Annotated in this window: 18 protein-coding genes; 6 read left to right on the top strand and 12 right to left on the bottom strand. The window is 56.9% G+C overall.

The annotated features are described in order from the left end of the window. Positions 1–5: 5 nt before the first annotated feature. Positions 6–920, top strand: a complete 915-nt coding sequence (gene ttcA / locus EDB94_RS02445; RefSeq protein WP_108017366.1) for a tRNA 2-thiocytidine(32) synthetase TtcA — start codon at positions 6–8, stop codon at positions 918–920. A 270-nt stretch (positions 921–1,190) separates the two neighbouring features. Here ttcA and EDB94_RS02440 read toward each other — a convergent pair whose 3' ends face one another. The 9 genes from EDB94_RS02440 to ccoN form a co-directional block, all read right to left on the bottom strand. Then, positions 1,191–1,880: a sulfite exporter TauE/SafE family protein gene (locus tag EDB94_RS02440; protein ID WP_041645285.1), complete on the bottom strand. Its 690-nt coding sequence runs from the start codon at positions 1,878–1,880 to the stop codon at positions 1,191–1,193. Beyond that, positions 1,877–2,137, bottom strand: a complete 261-nt coding sequence (gene ccoS / locus EDB94_RS02435) for a cbb3-type cytochrome oxidase assembly protein CcoS (protein WP_260312500.1) — start codon at positions 2,135–2,137, stop codon at positions 1,877–1,879. The genes EDB94_RS02440 and ccoS overlap by 4 nt, the downstream gene beginning before the upstream one ends. A gap of 36 nt (positions 2,138–2,173) precedes the next feature. Then, positions 2,174–4,621, bottom strand: a complete 2,448-nt coding sequence (locus EDB94_RS02430; RefSeq protein ID WP_108017364.1) for a heavy metal translocating P-type ATPase — start codon at positions 4,619–4,621, stop codon at positions 2,174–2,176. After that, positions 4,618–5,133 carry a FixH family protein gene (locus EDB94_RS02425; RefSeq protein WP_014577454.1) on the bottom strand — a complete coding sequence of 172 codons (516 nt, stop codon included), beginning with the start codon at positions 5,131–5,133 and terminating at the stop codon, positions 4,618–4,620. Before EDB94_RS02425 ends, EDB94_RS02430 begins: the two co-directional genes overlap by 4 nt. A gap of 47 nt (positions 5,134–5,180) precedes the next feature. Continuing rightward, a complete protein-coding gene (gene ccoG / locus EDB94_RS02420; protein ID WP_108017363.1) occupies positions 5,181–6,611 on the bottom strand; it encodes a cytochrome c oxidase accessory protein CcoG in 1,431 nt (476 codons plus the stop codon). 128 nt (positions 6,612–6,739) lie between these two features. After that, positions 6,740–7,630: a cytochrome-c oxidase, cbb3-type subunit III gene (gene ccoP / locus EDB94_RS02415; protein ID WP_062782529.1), complete on the bottom strand. Its 891-nt coding sequence runs from the start codon at positions 7,628–7,630 to the stop codon at positions 6,740–6,742. After that, positions 7,627–7,812 (bottom strand): CcoQ/FixQ family Cbb3-type cytochrome c oxidase assembly chaperone, encoded by a 186-nt coding sequence (locus EDB94_RS02410; protein WP_014577451.1) that lies wholly within the window; start codon positions 7,810–7,812, stop codon positions 7,627–7,629. Before EDB94_RS02410 ends, ccoP begins: the two co-directional genes overlap by 4 nt. Before the next feature lie 4 nt (positions 7,813–7,816). Further along, the gene (ccoO, locus tag EDB94_RS02405; protein ID WP_014577450.1) at positions 7,817–8,425 is read right to left on the bottom strand and encodes a cytochrome-c oxidase, cbb3-type subunit II; all 609 of its coding nucleotides are present in this window, start codon (positions 8,423–8,425) and stop codon (positions 7,817–7,819) included. 15 nt (positions 8,426–8,440) lie between these two features. Beyond that, positions 8,441–9,871, bottom strand: a complete 1,431-nt coding sequence (gene ccoN, locus EDB94_RS02400) for a cytochrome-c oxidase, cbb3-type subunit I (protein WP_014577449.1) — start codon at positions 9,869–9,871, stop codon at positions 8,441–8,443. A 220-nt stretch (positions 9,872–10,091) separates the two neighbouring features. Here ccoN and EDB94_RS02395 point away from each other — a divergent pair, with 220 nt between their 5' ends. Further along, positions 10,092–10,733 (top strand): alpha/beta family hydrolase, encoded by a 642-nt coding sequence (locus tag EDB94_RS02395; protein WP_108017362.1) that lies wholly within the window; start codon positions 10,092–10,094, stop codon positions 10,731–10,733. Between the two features lie 9 nt (positions 10,734–10,742). Here EDB94_RS02395 and EDB94_RS02390 read toward each other — a convergent pair whose 3' ends face one another. Continuing rightward, on the bottom strand, positions 10,743–12,584 hold the full coding sequence (locus EDB94_RS02390) for a diguanylate cyclase (protein ID WP_108017361.1): 1,842 nt from the start codon (positions 12,582–12,584) through the stop codon (positions 10,743–10,745). 112 nt (positions 12,585–12,696) lie between these two features. On the opposite strand from EDB94_RS02390, the gene rlmM reads away from it, so the two are divergent. Further along, the gene (gene rlmM, locus EDB94_RS02385; RefSeq protein ID WP_108017360.1) at positions 12,697–13,773 is read left to right on the top strand and encodes a 23S rRNA (cytidine(2498)-2'-O)-methyltransferase RlmM; all 1,077 of its coding nucleotides are present in this window, start codon (positions 12,697–12,699) and stop codon (positions 13,771–13,773) included. On the opposite strand, the gene EDB94_RS02380 is transcribed toward rlmM, so the two are convergent. Beyond that, positions 13,770–14,060 carry an antibiotic biosynthesis monooxygenase gene (locus EDB94_RS02380; RefSeq protein ID WP_014577445.1) on the bottom strand — a complete coding sequence of 97 codons (291 nt, stop codon included), beginning with the start codon at positions 14,058–14,060 and terminating at the stop codon, positions 13,770–13,772. The genes rlmM and EDB94_RS02380 overlap by 4 nt on opposite strands. An 86-nt stretch (positions 14,061–14,146) precedes the next feature. On the opposite strand from EDB94_RS02380, the gene tusA reads away from it, so the two are divergent. After that, a complete protein-coding gene (gene tusA / locus EDB94_RS02375; RefSeq protein WP_014577444.1) occupies positions 14,147–14,386 on the top strand; it encodes a sulfurtransferase TusA in 240 nt (79 codons plus the stop codon). A 12-nt stretch (positions 14,387–14,398) separates the two neighbouring features. Here tusA and dsbD read toward each other — a convergent pair whose 3' ends face one another. Then, complete coding sequence (gene dsbD, locus EDB94_RS02370; protein WP_108017359.1) at positions 14,399–16,294, bottom strand: protein-disulfide reductase DsbD; 1,896 nt, start codon at positions 16,292–16,294, stop codon at positions 14,399–14,401. A 187-nt stretch (positions 16,295–16,481) separates the two neighbouring features. Here dsbD and EDB94_RS02365 point away from each other — a divergent pair, with 187 nt between their 5' ends. Together EDB94_RS02365 and EDB94_RS02360 are read left to right on the top strand one after the other, a co-directional pair. Further along, positions 16,482–17,036, top strand: coding sequence for an elongation factor P hydroxylase (locus tag EDB94_RS02365; protein ID WP_108017358.1), 555 nt, complete (start codon positions 16,482–16,484; stop codon positions 17,034–17,036). Between the two features lie 6 nt (positions 17,037–17,042). After that, positions 17,043–18,326 carry a DEAD/DEAH box helicase gene (locus EDB94_RS02360; RefSeq protein ID WP_053112247.1) on the top strand — a complete coding sequence of 428 codons (1,284 nt, stop codon included), beginning with the start codon at positions 17,043–17,045 and terminating at the stop codon, positions 18,324–18,326. The last annotated feature ends 17 nt before the right edge of the window (positions 18,327–18,343 follow it).

Below are 18,343 nucleotides of genomic sequence, written 5' to 3'. Positions count from 1 at the left end.
TTGGTATGTCCGAAGCAATGATCGCCAGTGCCGAACAATCCCTCAACTCAGAGCGGGAACGCCGCCAGAAGCTGGAGTTGAACAAGCTGCAGAAACGTCTGCGCCGCGAAGTCGGGCAGGCGATTGCCGATTTTTCGATGATTGAGGCCGGTGACAAAGTCATGTGCTGCCTCAGCGGCGGAAAAGACTCTTACGCCATGCTCGATATCCTGCTTAACCTGCAGAAGAGCGCGCCTGTCTCGTTCGAGCTGATTGCCGTCAACCTTGACCAGAAACAGCCCGGTTTCCCGGAAGAGGTGTTGCCTGAGTACCTGTCCTCCATGGGTATCGAGTACCACATCATCGAAAAGGACACTTACAGTATTGTTAAGGAAAAAGTCCCCGAAGGGAAGACTACCTGCGGTCTGTGTAGCCGGCTACGTCGCGGAATTCTCTATAATTTCGCCGAAGAGCACGGAGTAACCAAGATTGCGCTCGGTCACCATAGGGACGATCTGCTGGAAACCCTGTTCCTGAACATGTTCTATGGCGGCAAACTGAAATCCATGCCGCCAGTTCTGCACAGTGATGATGGCCGCAATACCGTTATCCGGCCGCTGGCTTACAGCCGCGAAAAGGATATCGCCCGCTACGCCGGTCTGAGAGAGTTTCCAATTATTCCCTGCAACCTGTGTGGTTCTCAGGAGAACTTGCAGCGCCAGGTTATCAAGGACATGTTCCAGAGCTGGGACAAGCAGCACCCCGGCCGGTTGGAGACAATGTTCCGGGCCATGTGCAATGTGGAGCCGTCGCACCTGGCTGATACCAACCTCTATGATTTTCGGGAAGGAAAGCGCCTCGGCGGTAAACGCCAGGCCGTTCACACTGCCGAACCTGAGGCCACTACTGACTTCGGTCGCCTGGACGTGTTGAATATCTAGGTAGCTAGTGTCCCGTCTGGTTAATTCGCTGATCTACTGAGCCACTGAGAGCCTTGAGAGCAAGGCGCGATGGCGAAGGTTTGGTGGTTCCAAATCGAGTCAGCGCAACGCGGCTATCAAGGCTCTCAGTGGCTCCCGAAGGGCGCGGCGCTGAGGCCCCTGGCCGGGTGTTGCCAGCACTTGTTGTGGAACCACCACACCTGCGTACTGGCGCCTTGGCCAGGGGCCTCAGCGCCACGCAGTAGGTCAACGAATTAACCAGACGGGACACTAGTGTCCGAACAGATGCAGGAAAGGCAGGGTCCATAGCCCGAAGAGGATAAGCAGTCCACCGGTGACCTTCCGGAACAACTGGTGGCTCTGCAAGCCTCGGATCCAGTTGGCCGCAAAACCTGTTGCGAGCATGGAAGGAAGGGTACCAAGCCCGAAAAACAGCATGGTTAGTGCTGCCGAGCCCACCGTCGGTTGTAGCGCTGCCCATCCGAGAGTGCTGTAAACCAGCCCGCAGGGCAGCCAGCCCCAGAGTGCTCCGAGGGCAAGCGCCTGTCCCCCGTGATTTACCGGCAGGAAGCGACGGGTCAGGGGAGAGAGACGAGCCCAGACTGGAGCGCCGACCCGTTCGACGTAACGAATACCCTGCCACCATTGCCCCATGGATAATCCCATGAAGATCAGCAAAACCCCGGCCAGGCTGCGAAGCACAAGACCGGCCGTGCTCCACTGACTGGCCGCCGTGGTACTGGCCAGCGCGACCAGTGTGGCGATCAGCACATAGCTACCGATGCGCCCAAAGTTGAACGCCAGCAGCATGACCGTCTGTCGTACCCGGAAACCCCGGCCTACAGGCAGTGCCATTGAGAGGGAAGCGCTGATGCCGCCACACATGCCAAGGCAGTGCGTGCTGCCAAGGAGTCCTATGAGGAAGGCGCTTGGATAGCTGAGGTAAAGTTCCGGGCTCATCCTTTTTGAGGTTTATCCTCATCGGGATTGTCAGCCTCGCTGACCTCAACGGCTTGCTCTGGGGGAGAAGCCTCTTTGGCGGTCTTGTCAGTGCGGGCGTCGTCCGGAATCATATCTTTATCGTCATCGTAAAGTATCCGATGGGCTGGGCCTTCCAGGTCATCGTACTGGCCGTTCTTGACCGCCCATGAAAAAAGCACGACACCCAGAGTTACCAGGATGAGCATCACCGGAACGAGGAACATTACGATTTTCACAGCGAACCCTCAAAAAACGAGTATAAAGCTACGGTATCAGGACAGCGCCTGTGCGCCAACCGGGGGATTATCCTGATGCGGTTGTGCAGGCGCTTTGCCAAGCCGAAGTGCATTTAACACCACCACCAGGGAACTGAGGGACATCCCGATCGCTGCCAGCCAGGGTGGCACCATGCCTGCGGCAGCCAGGGGCAGCGCACAGACATTGTAGGCCAGGGCCCACCAGAGATTCTGGCGGATGATGCGCCGGGTCTGACGGCTAGTTTTCAGGGCCTCAACCAACTGCAGCAACTGGCCATTCAAAAGTACCGCATCGGCTTTGAGCTGGGTCAGGTCCGCAGCAGTGCCCATGGCGACCGAGATTCCCGCTCCGGCCATAGACGGAAGATCGTTCAGCCCGTCGCCGACCATCATGATGTGCCTGCCTTCAGATTCAAGTTTCTGCAGTACCGCCAGTTTTTCTTCCGGAGAGGCTTGTCCTATCGCTTCGTCAATGCCCAGCATGCCTGCTACCTGCTCAACATGTCCGGACCGGTCGCCACTCAGGAGCAATGTGCGAATACCAGCGTCCTGAAGAGCTCTGATCGCCGCACGGGCATCGGCTCGGGGTTGGTCGTCCAACCGAAAGCACGCCAGCCACTCGCGATCCGAAGCGAGCCAGATCTCCATGCCCTGGTGAGGTTCGGCGCTGGGCGCGGGTGTACTGACATGCTGTTGGACAAAACCCCGGTGGCCGATGAACAATGGCCTGTCTCCCAGCTGGCCAGAGAGGCCCCCACCGACGTGGTTTTCTACGTTTTCGACGGCTGCGGTGTCACGCCGATGGAATACGCGGGCGATGGGATGCTCGGAATATTTCTCGAGCCCGGCGGCGAGCTTCAGGCAGGTTGTTTCATCCATGCTGCCAACAATATCGATTCCGGTCAGGCTGAGTTCGCCGCGGGTCAATGTCCCGGTTTTGTCGAACACCACGGTATCGATGGTGTTCATTGATTCGAGGGTGTGGCCCCGAGTGGGCAGAAACCCGAGACGGCGCAGCCTGACGGTGGCGGAGGTGATCGCGGTGGGCGTCGCCAGCGACAGAGCACAGGGGCAGGTGACCACCAGTACCGAAAGGGTGATGTCGAAGGCATTATCAGCGCCTGCCAGCCACCAGCCAATCCAGACAACGGGTGCCAGTATCAGTACCCGTCCCACAAATTTCCCCGCCATCCGGTCCGCCATCATTGCGACCTGGGGCTTTTCAGATTGCACCCGATCCAACACCCGGAGAATACCGGACAGCCGCGTTTGAGCACCTGCTTTTACCACCCGGACATCAAGTGGGTTTTCGCCGTTCACACTGCCGGCATGAACCGTATCCCCGGGGTAACGGGTTTCGGGCAGATACTCTCCCGTCAACGCGGCTTCGTTCAGGGTGGACTCGCCCCGCACGATTTCTCCATCCACTGGCAAAGTTTCTCCGGGTCGAACCCGAACGATATCTCCCGGGCGAATCTGATGCGCCGGGACTATGTCCGTATCGTCACCGCTCACCAGTGTGGCAACGGTCGGCTGGAACCCCGCAAGGGCGTTTCCGGTCAGGCCGGCTCGGTAGCGGGCCTGCACTTCAATATAACGACCCAACAGCAGGAAGAATGTAAACATGCACACGGACTCGAAGTAGACTTCGTCCCCACCAACTATTGTTACCCAGGCACTGGCGAGGTAGGCCAGTCCGATTGCAATGGCAACCGGCACATCCATGGTCAGGTGCCGGCTCTGGATGTCCCGGCGAGCGTTCCGGAAAAAGGGGGCGGCGCTGTAGAGAACCACTGGAGTGGCGACCAGCAGGCTGAACCAGCGGAAAAAACTGACAAACTCCGGTGAGAGATCATTGACCAGTTCAAAGTACAACGGAAATGCCAGCATCATGCTCTGGAAAGAGCCGATGCCCGCGATGGCGACCCTGATCAGCATAGAACGGTGTTCCGCCTTCAGGGCCTGTTCTGCCTCGTCTGCCTGATAGGGGCGAGCCGTATAGCCAAGCTCATGGATGGCAATCAAAAGGTCGCTCAGAGGCGCTTGATCCTGGGACCAGACCAGGCGGGCACGCTGTGTGGTGTGATTCACCGAAAAAGATACGACACCAGTTTGCTGCTTCATGTGATTTTCAAGCAGCCAGATACAGGCAGCGCAGGTGATGCGGCCAATCAGCAACTGAGCTTCCTGTGCGCCTTTTACTGGCGCCACGAAGGACTCCTGAACCAGGGGGTGATCCAGTTCCCTCAGGCGGTTCACTTCGGCGTTGGTCAGTTGCTTTGGCGTGACTGCCGGTTCAGTCCGGAAATCGTAAAAACCGGTCAGACCCTCGCTGTGAATCGTCTGGCAAACCGCTTTGCAGCCCTGACAGCAGAAGTGGTGGGTTGTGCCATCAAGCTCGAGGGTAATGGGCGGCTCACCGTCAGCCGGCTCACCGCAATGGAAGCAATCCAGGTGCGTCAACCTTGGGCAGACTCCCCGGCCTTGATGGTAATGCCGCTTTCAGAAGGTAACCAGGTTTCACCCTTAAGGCGCCACTCATTGGCGGGACCTCTGAGGTCATAGTACCAGCGACCATCGATGTCACTGTGCAGTTTCCCGGCAAACCGGCCCGGAGCGATCTGCTGGAACTGGACAGTGCGGTCTTTGTCCGAGAGGGTCGGATGGAACAGGTTGAGAATCAGATACGGGAAGTCCGCGGGACCTTCCACGGTACTCAGGTTGACCGTGACGTTTCGGTTCTGAAAGTCAATCTGGGCTTCCATGCCAAGGTCCGCGGCCTTCTGGTCCCTCGCGATGGACATGTTGATCCCACGGCCTTCCTTGGACCAGTCGTCTGTCACCATTGAGTTTTCCGTGTTGATAGCGATGGTAATCGCAACGGCGCAATAAATGATGGACGCACCCGGGAAAATCAGGAGGAACCAGAACCAGGGCTGGCGATACCAGGGTGCGACGGGTGTTTCAGTAGTCATATATCTCTATCTCATTTAGACGTTCGGATGCGCACGCTGATCAATGATCAGCGCGTTGGACCGACGAATCGACTTTCGGTTTCCAGGCTCAGTGAAGAATCTGACTCTGATTGAGCCCTGAACAGAATGTCGTTATTGGATTCGGTAATGGATTCCGGCGGCACATCGACAACAGTGGGCAGCGCGCGGTTTTCGCCACTCTCTACGGTCACCGAGCTGTCAGTCAGGATACGAATTCCCTTCATCCCGGTCACCGACAGGGAGAAGGTTTGAGGAACCTCTGTCATGTTGGCGATTTTGAGGGTGTAGGAGTTTTCGATACGACCCTCGCCATTGAAGCTGAACAGCGCGCCGCGATCACGCAGAGCATCCATCTGGGCCGGGACCCGGGTGGCAATCGTGAATATGATTGCTGCAATCATCAAAGACAGCACGGCGCCGTAGCCAAAGGTTCTGGGCCGCAGGAGCTTCGAGGTTTTGCCCTCCAGCTCGTTTTCTGTGGTGTAGCGGATCAGGCCCCTGGGGTAGTTCATCTTGTCCATGATCTCGTCACAGGCATCAATGCAAAGGGCGCAGCCGATACACTCGTACTGGAGGCCATCTCTGATATCAATGCCGGTGGGGCAGACCTGAACGCACTGACCGCAGTCGATACAGTCCCCCAAGCCCGCTTCCGCAGGATCCACGCCTTTCTTTCGTCCGCCCCGGGGCTCGCCGCGGTTGGGATCGTAAGAGACCACACGGGTATCGGGATCGAACATGACCGACTGGAAGCGGGCATAAGGGCACATGTACAGACAAACCTGCTCACGCATCCACCCGGCGTTGAGGTAGGTGGCTACAGTGAAAAAGGCAACCCAGAAATAGGCCCAGCCATTGGCCTGCAGGGTAAACAGATCGGTAATCAATTCCCGAATGGGGTAGAAATAGCCGACAAAGGTTAGCCCGGTAGCCAGGGCTATGAGCAACCATACCGCGTGCTTGGCGGATTTCTTGGCGATTTTGTTTGCTGAGCTGGGAGCTTTATCCAGCTTCATCCTTTTGTTTCGGCTGCCTTCAATACGCTCCTCAACCCACATGAATATGAAGGTCCATACGGTTTGGGGGCAAGTGTAGCCACACCAGACCCGGCCAAATAGCGTGGTAATGAAAAACAGACCAAAAGCGCTGATAATCAGCATTCCCGAGAGCAAGATAAAATCTTTCGGGTAGAAGGTCGCCCCGTAAAGGTGGAATTCACGGGCCGGGAGATCGAAATGAATCAGTGGTTGTCCGTCCAGGGTGAACCAGACAAACGCAAAGTACATCCCCATCAGCAGCAAAAGACTGACATTACGGATGCGTTGGAAGAAGCCTTTGACTTCCTTGACGTAAATCTTCTTACGGCTGGCGTATAGCTCGACGGTTCCGGATTTATTGTTGTTGTCGGAGGGGTCAGAGGATGGGTCAACCTGTTTGACCGGAATCTCACTGCTCATCGTTACCTCCAGGAAAATGGTAATGCGGGGCAACAGGCCGTTAGGCTGCTGATCTTTTCAAGCCTGTGCCCGCATCGCAGACACAGGGTTGAAAAGACCGGGCCGGGGCTTGACCCCGGCCGGCTGACTCAGTTCGAGAGGCTGTAGACGTAAGCCGCGAGAATCTGAATCTGATCGTCCGAAAGCAGGCGATCCTGAGCGGGCATCATATTCTGACGACCGTTCACGACAGTCTCCTTGATCCACTCATAGGTAGAACCGTAGAGCCAGGTGTTGTCTGTCAGGTTCGGTGCGCCAATGGCCTGATTGCCCTTGCCGTCTGCGCCGTGGCAAGCAACGCAAGCCTGGGCAAACACTTGCTCTCCGGCTTTGGCTGCGTCGGCATCCTTTTCCCGTCCACTGAAACTGAGAACATAGTTAACCACCTGGTCGACTTGTTCGCTGGTCATATTTGGCATCGTTCCCATGGCAGGCATGGCGCCCATACGACCGTTGTGCAGCGTACTCAGGATGGCCTCGGGAGTTCCACCATAAAGCCAGTCGTCGTCCGTCAGGTTGGGGAAGCCCACCTGGCCGCGAGCGGCGGAGCCATGGCATACCGCACAATTGTTGGCAAACAGGCGCTGGCCGATTTTCATGGCATCGCTGTTTTCTGCCAACTCGGGCACCGGGGTCTGTCCGTACTGGGCGTAAATCGGCCCGTACTTCTCTTCAGCCTCGGCAACCTCGGCTTCCCATTGGTTGGTCGACGTCCAGCCCAGCAAGCCCTTGAAACTACCCAGACCCGGATAGAGCGCGAGGTATCCTAGCGCAAATACACAGGTAGCGAGGAACAGGTAGAACCACCACTTGGGGAGTGGGTTGTCATATTCCTCAATGCCATCAAAGGAATGGCCCATGGTGCGGTCGGTTTCGGTATCGCTCGTCTGGCTCTTGCGGGTCGCCCAAAGCAGCCACCAGCAGCCAAACACAGTACCCAGCGTGATCACGCTGATCCAGATACTCCAGAAGGTACTCATTGTTTTTTCTCCGCTTTTTCCTGTTCGAGCGTACGCTTTTCCACGTCGTCATCATCGAAGGGCAAGTGTGCGGCCTCGTCGTTGGCTTTCTTGCGGTGGGCGCTGTAAGCCCACCACACGATGCCGAAAAAGGCTGCCATCACCAGAAGTGTGTGAACTCCGCGTAACTCATTGATATCCATTGATTCACCGTCTTTCTGAAATCACTGTGCCCAGTTGTTGCAGGTAAGCGACCAGAGCCTCGATTTCAAATTTGCCTTCCACTTGAGCGGACGCCTCGGCAATCTGCTCATCGGTGTAGGGCACGCCAAGTGTTTGCAGTGTCTCCATCTTCGCAGCAGTCTTGGTGTGGTCTACCTTGTCCTCAAACAGCCACGGGAAGGCCGGCATGTTTGATTCGGGAACCACGCTGCGCGGGTTATAGAGATGCTGGCGTTGCCAGGCGTCCGAATAGCGACCGCCTACACGGGCCAGATCCGGACCGGTGCGCTTGGATCCCCACAGGAACGGGCGGTCATAAACAAACTCGCCCGCAACGGAGTAGTGGCCATACCGCTCAGTCTCCGCACGGAACGGACGGATCTGCTGGGTATGACAAACGTGGCAGCCTTCGCGAATGTAGATGTCCCTGCCTTCCAGCTCAACAGCACTGAGGGGCTCAAGGCCTTCGACAGGCTCATTCACACTCTTCTGGAAGAACAGCGGCACTATTTCCGCCAGAAAGCCGCCACTGATGACCAGGACGATCAGTACGATCATCAGACCAAGGTTCTTTTCGACTATTTCATGTTTCATTCTGATTCTCTCCCGTTACGCCGGCTGTGTTGCCGCGTTGTCCTGCGCAACCGCATCTTTCTGGCGAACGGTCATGTAGACGTTATAAGCCATCAGCAGCATGCCGCTCACGAAAATGGCTCCGCCGATGAAGCGAACAAAGTAACCGGGGTAGGAGGCCTCCAGGGCTTCAACAAAGCTGTATGTCAGGGTGCCGTCTTCGTTGACAGCGCGCCACATCAGGCCTTGCATGATGCCGTTTACCCACATCGCGACGATGTACAGAACAACCCCTACTGTCGCCAGCCAGAAGTGCACGTTGATCAGGGCAGAGCTGTACATCGCCTGAACACCCCAAAGCTTGGGCACCAGGTGATAAACCGCACCGATACTGATCATGGCAACCCAGCCGAGAGCACCGGAGTGAACGTGGCCGATGGTCCAGTCAGTGTTGTGGGAAAGCGCGTTGACTGTCTTGATGGCCATCATCGGGCCTTCGAAAGTGGACATGCCGTAGAACGACAGGGAGACCACGAGGAAGCGCAGAATAGGGTCAGTGCGCAGTTTGTGCCATGCGCCTGAGAGAGTCATCATGCCGTTGATCATGCCGCCCCAGGAGGGTGCCAGCAGAATCAGAGACATTACCATGCCTGCAGTCTGTGCCCAGTCTGGAAGTGCAGAGTAGTGCAGGTGGTGACCACCAGCCCATACGTAAGTTGCGATCAGCGCCCAGAAGTGGACGATTGACAGGCGGTAGGAGTAAACCGGGCGGTTGGCCTGCTTGGGAACGAAGTAGTACATCATCCCGAGGAAGCCGGCGGTCAGGAAAAAGCCAACGGCGTTGTGGCCATACCACCACTGCATCATGGCGTCGGTGACACCTGCGTATGCAGAGTAGGACTTGAAGGCGCTCGCTGGCAGGGCCAGGTTATTGCCGATATGGAGTGCCGCAACCGTAATAATGAAGGCACCGTAGAACCAGTTGGCCACGTAGATGTGCGGGGTGCTGCGCTTCATTACGGTTCCGAAGAACACGAGTGCGTAGGTTACCCAGACAATGGCTATGGCGATATCGATCGGCCATTCGAGTTCGGCATATTCCTTGGAAGAGGTAAGGCCGAGCGGCAGGGTAATGGCTGCCGAGACAATGATCGCTTGCCAACCCCAGAAAGTGAACGACGCCAGTCCATCTGAAATCAGACGGGCCTGACAGGTGCGTTGCACAACATAGTAGGAGGTAGCGAAGAGGGCACTTCCACCAAAGCCGAATATGACGGCGTTGGTATGCAGCGGCCGGAGACGGCCGAAGTGGGTGAAGGGCAGGTCGAGGTTGAGGGATGGCCAGACCAGCTGCGCTGCGATCAGCACACCCAGGGACATACCTACAATACCCCATACCACTGTCATGATGGTGAACTGCCTTACCACCTTGTAGTTGTATGTCAGGTTTGCATTTACTGTGCTCATAGCCTTACCAATGGGTTTAAAGTGGGGAAATATGCGGGCGCAAGTATGGAGAAACGATTAGCTGTTTGCAATGACTCAGGTCAAGTCCTGACATCCGTCAAATGCGCCGAAATCAGCAACATGGCTTCCTTTTCAGTGCCGTTATTGGAGTTGTTTCAGCGAAGGGAATGTGTGTTGCCTGAGTGCAATGATAGTCGCTTAACTGAATGAGGTGAATTCTGTGGAGTTGATTAAGACCAAAGGCTATGAGGATGAGCCGAAAGTTGTACTGATTTTGGCACACGGCGCCGGCGCGCCGGCCGATTCGAGCTTCATGGAGGAGCTTTCGGCAGCGCTGGAGCAAGAGGGCATTGAGACAGTACGTTTTGAGTTCCCGTATATGCAGAAAAGGCGTCTGGATGGAAAGAAGCGACCGCCCGACAGAGAGCAAGTGTTGCTGGACTGTTTTACCCGGGTGGTCGACCAGGTTCTATCAGATTGCGGATCTGGCAGCAGGGTGCTGGTGGGTGGCAAATCCATGGGTGGACGCATGGCAAGCATTCTGGCGAGCCGTCGGGAAGGTATTGATGGTGTCGCCTGCTTTGGTTATCCCTTCCATCCGCCCGGTAAGCCCGACCGCTGGCGTACCGGGCACTTCCAGGATGTGAACTGCCCTATGCTGGTGCTTCAGGGGACAAGGGATCCGTTCGGGAAACCGTCCGAGATGGCTGGCCATGAGCAGGAGTTGGAGGGAATCCGTTTGCACTGGCTGGAAGGGGGTAATCATGATTTCCAGCCGCTGAAAAGCCAGCCACAGACCCAAAAGGAGCTGATCGTGGCGGCTGCCCGGGAAACCCGGATCTTTGTGGACGAGCGGCTTTGAGCCTCATCTCTACTGCACCCCGACAGCCTCAGAGAGCTCAGCGCGGTTGCGGCCTTTGCTTTTTGCACGGTACAGGGCCTCATCGGCCCGCTCGAACAGTTGGTTCTGGGTCTCTCCGGAGTCGAGTGATGCGATACCTGCGCTGAGGGTTATTCTCACTTTGGTGCCGTCTGGGGAGAGTAGTGGCGTCCTGGCGATGTCTTGCAGCAATGCAGAACAGACATTCAAAGCTCCGTTTGCATCGGTTCCGGGCAGCAGTAACGCAAACTCCTCACCACCGAATCGGATGGCAACATCCCGGGGACGTTTCACGTGCCGGGTCAGCATTTCGGCGATGAACTGAAGGCAGCTGTCCCCAAAGCCATGGCCCCAGGTGTCGTTAATGTTCTTGAAATGGTCGGCATCGACCAGCGCCAGGGTCAGTGGCTGGGACGTGCGCCGAGCTTCGGCGCACAATTCCGGGAATATGTTGTTCAGGTGCCTTCGATTGTAAAGGCCGGTCAGGGCGTCGTTCAGGCTCAGTGTCGATAGCTTGCGGTTGGCCTTTTCCAGTTCCCGCATGGTGTTCCGCAGCTGCGCGGTACGTTCATGCACCTTGAATTCCAGTTCTGTCCTTGCATTGTGTTCCACGTCCAGAAGCTTCTGGTTCAGCAGGCGCCACCTTTGCACCATCGCATAGTTCAGCAGGATCACCTGTCCTCCCACTGCTGATTGCATCAGCGCCTCCCGTGCAAGAAAGTCATGCAGATAGCCAAAAGCCGCCAGGGCATAGATCAGACCACCAACGAGCATGATCAGCCAGGCCAGCAGATACCACATGGCCGGCTGATACCCCTGTTGCCAACGAACCGCTGCGATGATGAACAGGCTTGAAATAACCGTCAGTGCGAGAACGGTATTGAGAAGAATGGTTTTGTTGTAGGGCAGTATCAGTGTCAGTGCCAGGAAGCCAATGCAGAACCAGGCCTGCCCTTTGAGGACCGTTTCCGAGATGGTTCCGCGGTCTACTTCCAGGAAGGACCGGCCGAAAAGGATCATGGCCAGGGCGCAAAGGGACAAAGACAGGGGGATGGATGTATTGGCAAAGCCCGGGTTGTCTGGCCAGAAGTACTGGTTCGCGAAGCCGCCCATGGCGAACAGAAACAGTCCGAGTGCTGCCAGGTAAAACGCGTTGTAGAAGTAATAGCCGGTGCCGGAGCTGAAGAACAGCAGCAGGTTGAAGACCGCAAAGACCAGGAGCGCGCCGTAGAATAGCCCGTGGGTCAGTGTCAGATGATTACTGCGGGCAATGACTTCCGCCGGGGTTTCAAAGCTGAGCGGCACGTTCAGAGCGCCATTGCTGTGGATCCGGATCGTCAGGGACCGGGTTTCACCGCCATCCAGTGTGACGGGAAGCAGAAAGTACCGGTAGTCTACCGCCCTGGACCCGAAAGGCCGCTGATCTCCGGTAACCAGTGTCTCTGTAGTATCATTACCCGCCTGCCAGAATGTGACTTCGTCCAGCAGCGGGTAGTTGAGTTTCAGGTACCAGGCGGCCCGCTCAGCGCCGGAGTTCCTGACGTGCAGGTGTACCCAGTAAACGGATTTGGTGTGGCTGAATACCAGGTCCCGGCCGTTTGCCGGGGTCCAATCGATACTTCGGGGGAGTTGGTCCGGATTCCTTGCTTCATGTCCGGGCGCGCCCGGCGGCGCACTGTAATAGCAAACGTATTGCATCAGGGAAGCGCGGGCAGCAGTATCGGTGGCCTCGAGGACGGGGCAGTCCGACGCCATCGACCCCGTGTCTGGCAGCGCCAGGGCAGGGGCCAGCAAAAGGCAGAGAATGGCAATCAAATGCAAAACGGACGACATTCATGGCTTCCCGCGGTTATCAGAGCGGGAAGTGTAGCCAGAGAAGACAATCTAAGCTGTTAAACAGTTTCAACTTTTACGGGTTGGTCTCCGACCCTGATTCAGGAAATGCATGGAACAGATTCTTGTGTTTTGCCGGCCAGGCTTTGAAACCGAAGCCGGCCGTGAAATGACCGACTCAGCCTCGGAGCGAGGTATTTTCGGGTATTTCGAGCCCCTGAAAGACCAGGGGCTGGTGCGCTTCTACCCGGCAGCTCCGGAAACTGCCGATGATGTGATGGCTCGTCTGCCTCTTGATGAGCTGGTCTTCGTCCGTGACTGGATTGTCGTTCTCGGGCAATTCAGCCTGCCAGAGACTGACAGGGTCGGTGCTGTTATCGAGGGAATCCGTGGACTTGGGCGCGGTTTTCCGGGTTGTGCGCGGCTGGAAGTCCGGTTACCGGAAAACAACGCGGATGGAGACCTTGGAAACTTTGCCCGAAAGTGGGTGTCTCCGCTCTCCCGCGGTTTGCGAGGAGCCGGCCTCCTGAAGGCTGACCAGAATGCTCCTGCGCCGGCGCGTCTGGAGGTTTTCCTCCCCGATTTTACGTCGGCGGTCGTCGGTTTCAGTCTGGCGGATAACCGGGCACGTTACGTTGGTGGCATCCCGCGCCTGCGGCTGCCGGCATCAGCGCCCAGTCGTTCTGCCCTCAAGCTCGAAGAGGCCTGGAAGGTGTTTCTGCCCCCGGAACAGGAGTTGGACTACCTTGGTGGTGGCAAGAAGGCCGCGGATCTTGGGGCCGCTCCGGGCGGATGGACCTGGCAGCTTGTGCGTCAGGGGATGATGGTAACCGCAGTGGACAATGGCCCAATGAACCCTGAATTGATGGCCTCTGGACAGGTGGAGCATGTTGAGGCGGATGGTTATGGTTGGCGGCCCAGGCGCGGCATCGACTGGATGGTCTGCGACATTGTGGATCAGCCCCGGAAAACGGCAAAATTGGCTGTGGCCTGGCTAGGTTACGGCCTTTGCCGTTACACGGTTTTCAATCTGAAGTTGCCTATGAAAAAGCGCTATGACGAGTGGCTGATTTGCCGGGACATTCTCGTTGATGGCTTGAAAGAGGCGGGCATCGGTTTTCGCCTTAAGGCCCGCCACCTTTACCATGACAGGGAAGAAATAACCTGTTTCATCGAGCGGACGGGTTAAAAGGCGCTTTGCTCCAACACTGTAATGTGCTCTTCTTCGTCCATCATGGGGATAAGCTCCAGCATGAGTTCACGGCGCTCATCGGAGTGAAACCATCGATCCCAGTCTGCTTCGGAGCGCCAGTTCGCCAGTGTTATCCGGTGATTGGGGTCGTGGCTGTCGAGCAGGGTTTCGCCAGAAATGAAACCGGGGGCACTGACAGCCTGCTGCAGAACTTTGCGCGACCGTTCTTCGTAGGCTGTTTCAAGGGTTTCGGCAATATGGCGTTCGATCAGAACCCGGATCATGAGAAACCTCCAAGTGGTTTAACTGTTATAAACAATAATTTAGCAGGTTTTTACGAAAAATCAGGTTCATTGACAGGAGACGATGTGTGACCGCAACTGACTACGACCTTGAGCTGGACGCCCGGGGCCTTTTCTGCCCGGAACCGGTCATGATGCTTCATAATCGGATCAACGATGTCCAACCTGGTGGCGTGTTGCGGGTTGTGGCGACAGACCCCTCTACCACCCGGGACATACCGAGGTTCTGCCAGTTTCTCGGCCATGAACTGGTGAAACAGCTGGAAGAGGACGATCTGTTTATCTACCTGATACGCCGGGGGCAATAGCGATTTTGTCAGTCAGACTTCCGGCTTCAGCGTCTGCAGGTGACCAAGGAATTCCTCCCGATCCATTTCGCCCAGCACTCTTCGTTGGGCAAGTTCTTGCCCGTTGCTGCCATAAAATAGTATGGCTGGCGGCCCGAACAGACCCAGTTCGTCCAGCATAGCCTGCTGCTCGGGCGTGTTGTCCGTCATGTCGATCTGAAGCAGTGTGTAGGGGCTGAGCGCCTGGATTACATCCGGTTTGCTGAAAACATTGCGTTCCATCACCTTGCACGAGATGCACCAGTCGGCGTAGAAATCGAGCAGCACGGGCCGGCCCTGCTCACGAGCCTGTTCTAGCATCGCCTGGATATCCGCTGGCCGTTCGACCCGCACGAAATCAGCGTGCTGAATGCCAGCGGTCCCAATGCCGCCTGACGATGCTGAGGCAATGGTGAATGGTGCCAGAGGTTTTAATGGGTCATTGGCGCCACCCACGGCGCCTGCCAGTAACGCCAGACCATAGGCGAAGAGGACCAGACCCAGACCTTTACGAGTGCGCTCCCAGCCCGCCTTGGCAGCGTCAAAGGCCCCCAGTTGAACGCCGGTGATGGCGACCAGGAGGCCCCATAGGGTCAGTGCCAGCCACCCCGGCACCAGGCGCTCTACCAGCCAGATGGCTACGGCCAGCAACATCACACCATAGAAGTGCTTCACGGCGGTCATCCAGTGGCCGGTTGTTGGCAGGAGTTTACGGCCGCCCACCGCCACCAGAATCAGAGGAATGCCCATTCCAAGTCCAAGCGCAAACAGGGCAACCCCGCCGATTACGGCGTCCTGGGTCGTCGAGATGTACAGCAGGCTGCCAGCGAGTGGCGCAGATACGCAGGGCGATACGATCAGCGCTGACAGGGCGCCGATACCGAAAATACTGAATACCCGACTCCCCGTGAGCCGGTGACTGGCATCATTGAGTGGTTCGCGAATAAAGCGAGGCAGCTGGATTTCGAACAGATCGAACATCGACAGTGCGAAAACGACAAACATCAGCGCAAAGACGCTCAGAACCCAGGGTGACTGCAATTGTGCCTGAAGATTGAAGCTGGCCCCCAGCAGGCCGGTCAGCACGCCGGCCGCAGCGTATGTGAGTGCCATGCCCAGTACATAGCTACCGGACAGGAGCAGGGCATGGCCGGTTGTCCGGGTGTTTCTGCCGGAAACCAGCGAGGAAATAATCGGGACCATGGGCAACACACAGGGGGTGAAGGTGAGTCCCAACCCGAGGAGCAAAAATACACCGGCAATGACCAGGGTGGATTGCTGGGCCAGAAAGCCGGCGAGGCCGGTGGCGGTTTCCGTGTCGACGGGAACACTGTCGCCTGACGCAAAACCCGCTGTTGCGGCGGCCTGTGAGCCGGATCCGCCGCTACCCTGGTAGAAGAGTACATCCCGGGTCTGGGGCGGGTAACACAAGCCTGCTTTGGCGCAGCCCTGGTAGGTAACCTGAAGTTCGGCTTCCCGAAGGCCAGCAGGCAGCGTGACAGGCACACGGGCGTCAACGGGATCAAAGAAAACGGTGGTTTTGCCGAAGAATTCGTCCTCGGTCACCGTGCCTGGCGCCGAGAAAGCGGGTTCGCCCAGGCTTACCTCGGGATTTGTCGCGGTGATGCTGATCCGGTCGCGATACAGGTAGTGCCCGGGCGTGATATTCCAGGAGAGAACCACGGTGTCAGCGTCGGTCGAGAAACTGAAGGGCAGCGCTTCGTCGACGGGCAGAAAGTCGCTACCCTGGCCACCGAAAAGCGAGCCTCCATTGCCGCCGAGTGCCCAGGCGGAGGGGGAACTCAAACACACAAGGGCGAGTGCCAGAATCAGGCCCAGAGGATTTGCCCATTGGCGTTTTATCGTCGTTACTGCAGCAAAAGCCATCATTGATTGTAAGATTTCCCGGTTGGTGTCTCTCTGTTCAGAGTCTTTTCAATTGCGACTGTTACACCGCAATCGGCGCCGGCGCACGCCAGCCATGGACACGACGTGACTGTCAAAGTTCCCTCTGGTATTGGGGGCGGTAAAGTCGCACAATAGCCACCCAATGAATCACAGTCCAAATGATCTTATCATGCTGTTTAATGACCTTTTCCGGGAAGCATACCGGACAGTTCTGGTCAAAGGCAGTAATGAACCTGAATACTTGCCTGCCAGCGATCCGGAAGGTCTCGCACAGGTCGTTTTCGCTCATGGCTATTATGCCAGTGCTTTGCATGAAATAAGCCACTGGTGTATTGCTGGTGAGCACCGGCGCACACTTCATGACTATGGTTACTGGTACTGTCCGGATGGCCGGACACTGCAGCAGCAACAGGCGTTCGAGCAGGTTGAGGTCAAGCCCCAGGCCATTGAGTGGTTGTTTTCGGTGGCCGCAGGGTCCCGTTTTCACATCAGCGTGGACAACCTCTCCGGCGTTGGCGCCGCCGATGAAGAGCGGTTTCGGCATAGAGTCAGAGACCAGGCAGGTGAGTATCTGGAACAGGGGTTGCCGCCCCGGGCCCAGAGTTTTTTTGATTCGCTGGCCACATTTTACGGTACCGGAGAAACCCTAGAAGAACGCTGGCATGAAGATGCCCGACGTATCGCTCCGCTATATTCTGAATCAGGACATTCCCAGGAAAACTGAGACTTTATGACATCTGACCCAAAACACACCGGCGATCTGAGATTCAGCGATCTGAACCTCGACAAACGTTTGCTGGATGCCATTACGGCCATTGGTTTTGAATACTGCACACCCATTCAGGCCGAAACACTGCCCTGGACACTGGCCTGCGAAGATCTGATTGGTCAGGCGCAGACCGGCACCGGCAAAACCGCTGCGTTTCTGATTACGGCGATCCAGAGTTTGCTGGAAACCCCGATTCCCGAAAAGGACCGTTTTGCCTCCGAGCCGAGGGTTCTGGCCCTGGCGCCAACCCGGGAACTGGCGATGCAGATCGCGAAAGACGCTGAGCAACTGTGCCAGCATACCGGCCACAACGTAGTAACCGTTGTCGGTGGCATGAACTATGACAAGCAACGCGATCAGCTGCAGAATGAGATCGTCGACATCCTTGTTGCTACCCCGGGCCGTCTGATCGATTTTCTCGGATCCCAGGACGTGTTTCTGGACCAGCTCGACATCCTGATCCTTGATGAGGCTGATCGCATGCTGGACATGGGCTTCATTCCCGATGTGAAGCGCATTATCCGAAAATGCACACCCAAAGAGGAGCGCCAGACCCTGCTGTTCAGTGCCACGTTCAACCAGGACGTGCTGAACCTCGCCTCCATGTGGACCAGCAACGCGGAGTTTGTCGAAATTGAACCGGAGCAGAAAACGGCGGAGCGGGTTGAACAGACCGTCTACCTGGTGGGCGACGATGAAAAGCTGCCGGTGCTCGTCAATTTCCTGAAGCGGCCGGAAGTGGAAAAGGCGCTGGTATTTGCCAACCGCCGGGATCAGTGCCGTGACCTGGAAGAAGATCTGAGGAACCAGGGCGTCAAAGTTGCCCTGATGTCAGGCGAAATAGCCCAGAACAAGCGCCTCAAAACCCTGGACCAGTTCAAAAAAGGCAGCATCCAGGTCCTGGTGGCCACCGATGTGGCTGGCCGTGGTATTCACGTCAACGGCGTCACCCACGTTTTCAACTACAATCTGCCTGATAATGCCGAAGATTATGTGCACCGGATTGGCCGCACAGGCAGGGCTGGCAAGCACGGGGTTTCCATCAGTTTTGCCGGTGAGGATGACTCGTTCGCGCTTCCCGCCATCGAAACCTACATCAGCCAGAAGCTGAAGACTGCCGTGCCCGATGAGGCGCTCATGGCGCCGATGGACAATCCGCCAATTACCCGCAAGCGCGGTCGTCGCCCGCAGGGTGGCGGCGGACGAGGTCAGGGTGGGCGCAATCAGCGTCAGCGCAGGAACTGACAGGGCCGAATATCATC

This window comes from Marinobacter sp. 3-2, from assembly GCF_003751355.1.
Taxonomy (GTDB): Bacteria; Pseudomonadota; Gammaproteobacteria; order Pseudomonadales; family Oleiphilaceae; genus Marinobacter; species Marinobacter adhaerens.
This window is presented reverse-complemented; position numbering and strand designations above follow the sequence as displayed.

Excerpts from the sequence above, each read along its gene's own strand:
- ttcA (WP_108017366.1), top strand. The coding sequence starts at position 6 with ATGTCCGAAGCAATGATCGCCAGTGCCGAACAATCCCTCAACTCAGAG.
- EDB94_RS02440 (WP_041645285.1), bottom strand. The coding sequence starts at position 1,880 with ATGAGCCCGGAACTTTACCTCAGCTATCCAAGCGCCTTCCTCATAGGA.
- EDB94_RS02425 (WP_014577454.1), bottom strand. The coding sequence starts at position 5,133 with ATGACTACTGAAACACCCGTCGCACCCTGGTATCGCCAGCCCTGGTTC.
- ccoG (WP_108017363.1), bottom strand. The coding sequence starts at position 6,611 with ATGAGCAGTGAGATTCCGGTCAAACAGGTTGACCCATCCTCTGACCCC.
- ccoP (WP_062782529.1), bottom strand. The coding sequence starts at position 7,630 with ATGAGTACCTTCTGGAGTATCTGGATCAGCGTGATCACGCTGGGTACT.
- EDB94_RS02410 (WP_014577451.1), bottom strand. The coding sequence starts at position 7,812 with ATGGATATCAATGAGTTACGCGGAGTTCACACACTTCTGGTGATGGCA.
- ccoO (WP_014577450.1), bottom strand. The coding sequence starts at position 8,425 with ATGAAACATGAAATAGTCGAAAAGAACCTTGGTCTGATGATCGTACTG.
- ccoN (WP_014577449.1), bottom strand. The coding sequence starts at position 9,871 with ATGAGCACAGTAAATGCAAACCTGACATACAACTACAAGGTGGTAAGG.
- EDB94_RS02390 (WP_108017361.1), bottom strand. The coding sequence starts at position 12,584 with ATGTCGTCCGTTTTGCATTTGATTGCCATTCTCTGCCTTTTGCTGGCC.
- rlmM (WP_108017360.1), top strand. The coding sequence starts at position 12,697 with ATGGAACAGATTCTTGTGTTTTGCCGGCCAGGCTTTGAAACCGAAGCC.
- EDB94_RS02380 (WP_014577445.1), bottom strand. The coding sequence starts at position 14,060 with ATGATCCGGGTTCTGATCGAACGCCATATTGCCGAAACCCTTGAAACA.
- dsbD (WP_108017359.1), bottom strand. The coding sequence starts at position 16,294 with ATGATGGCTTTTGCTGCAGTAACGACGATAAAACGCCAATGGGCAAAT.
- EDB94_RS02365 (WP_108017358.1), top strand. The coding sequence starts at position 16,482 with ATGCTGTTTAATGACCTTTTCCGGGAAGCATACCGGACAGTTCTGGTC.
- EDB94_RS02360 (WP_053112247.1), top strand. The coding sequence starts at position 17,043 with ATGACATCTGACCCAAAACACACCGGCGATCTGAGATTCAGCGATCTG.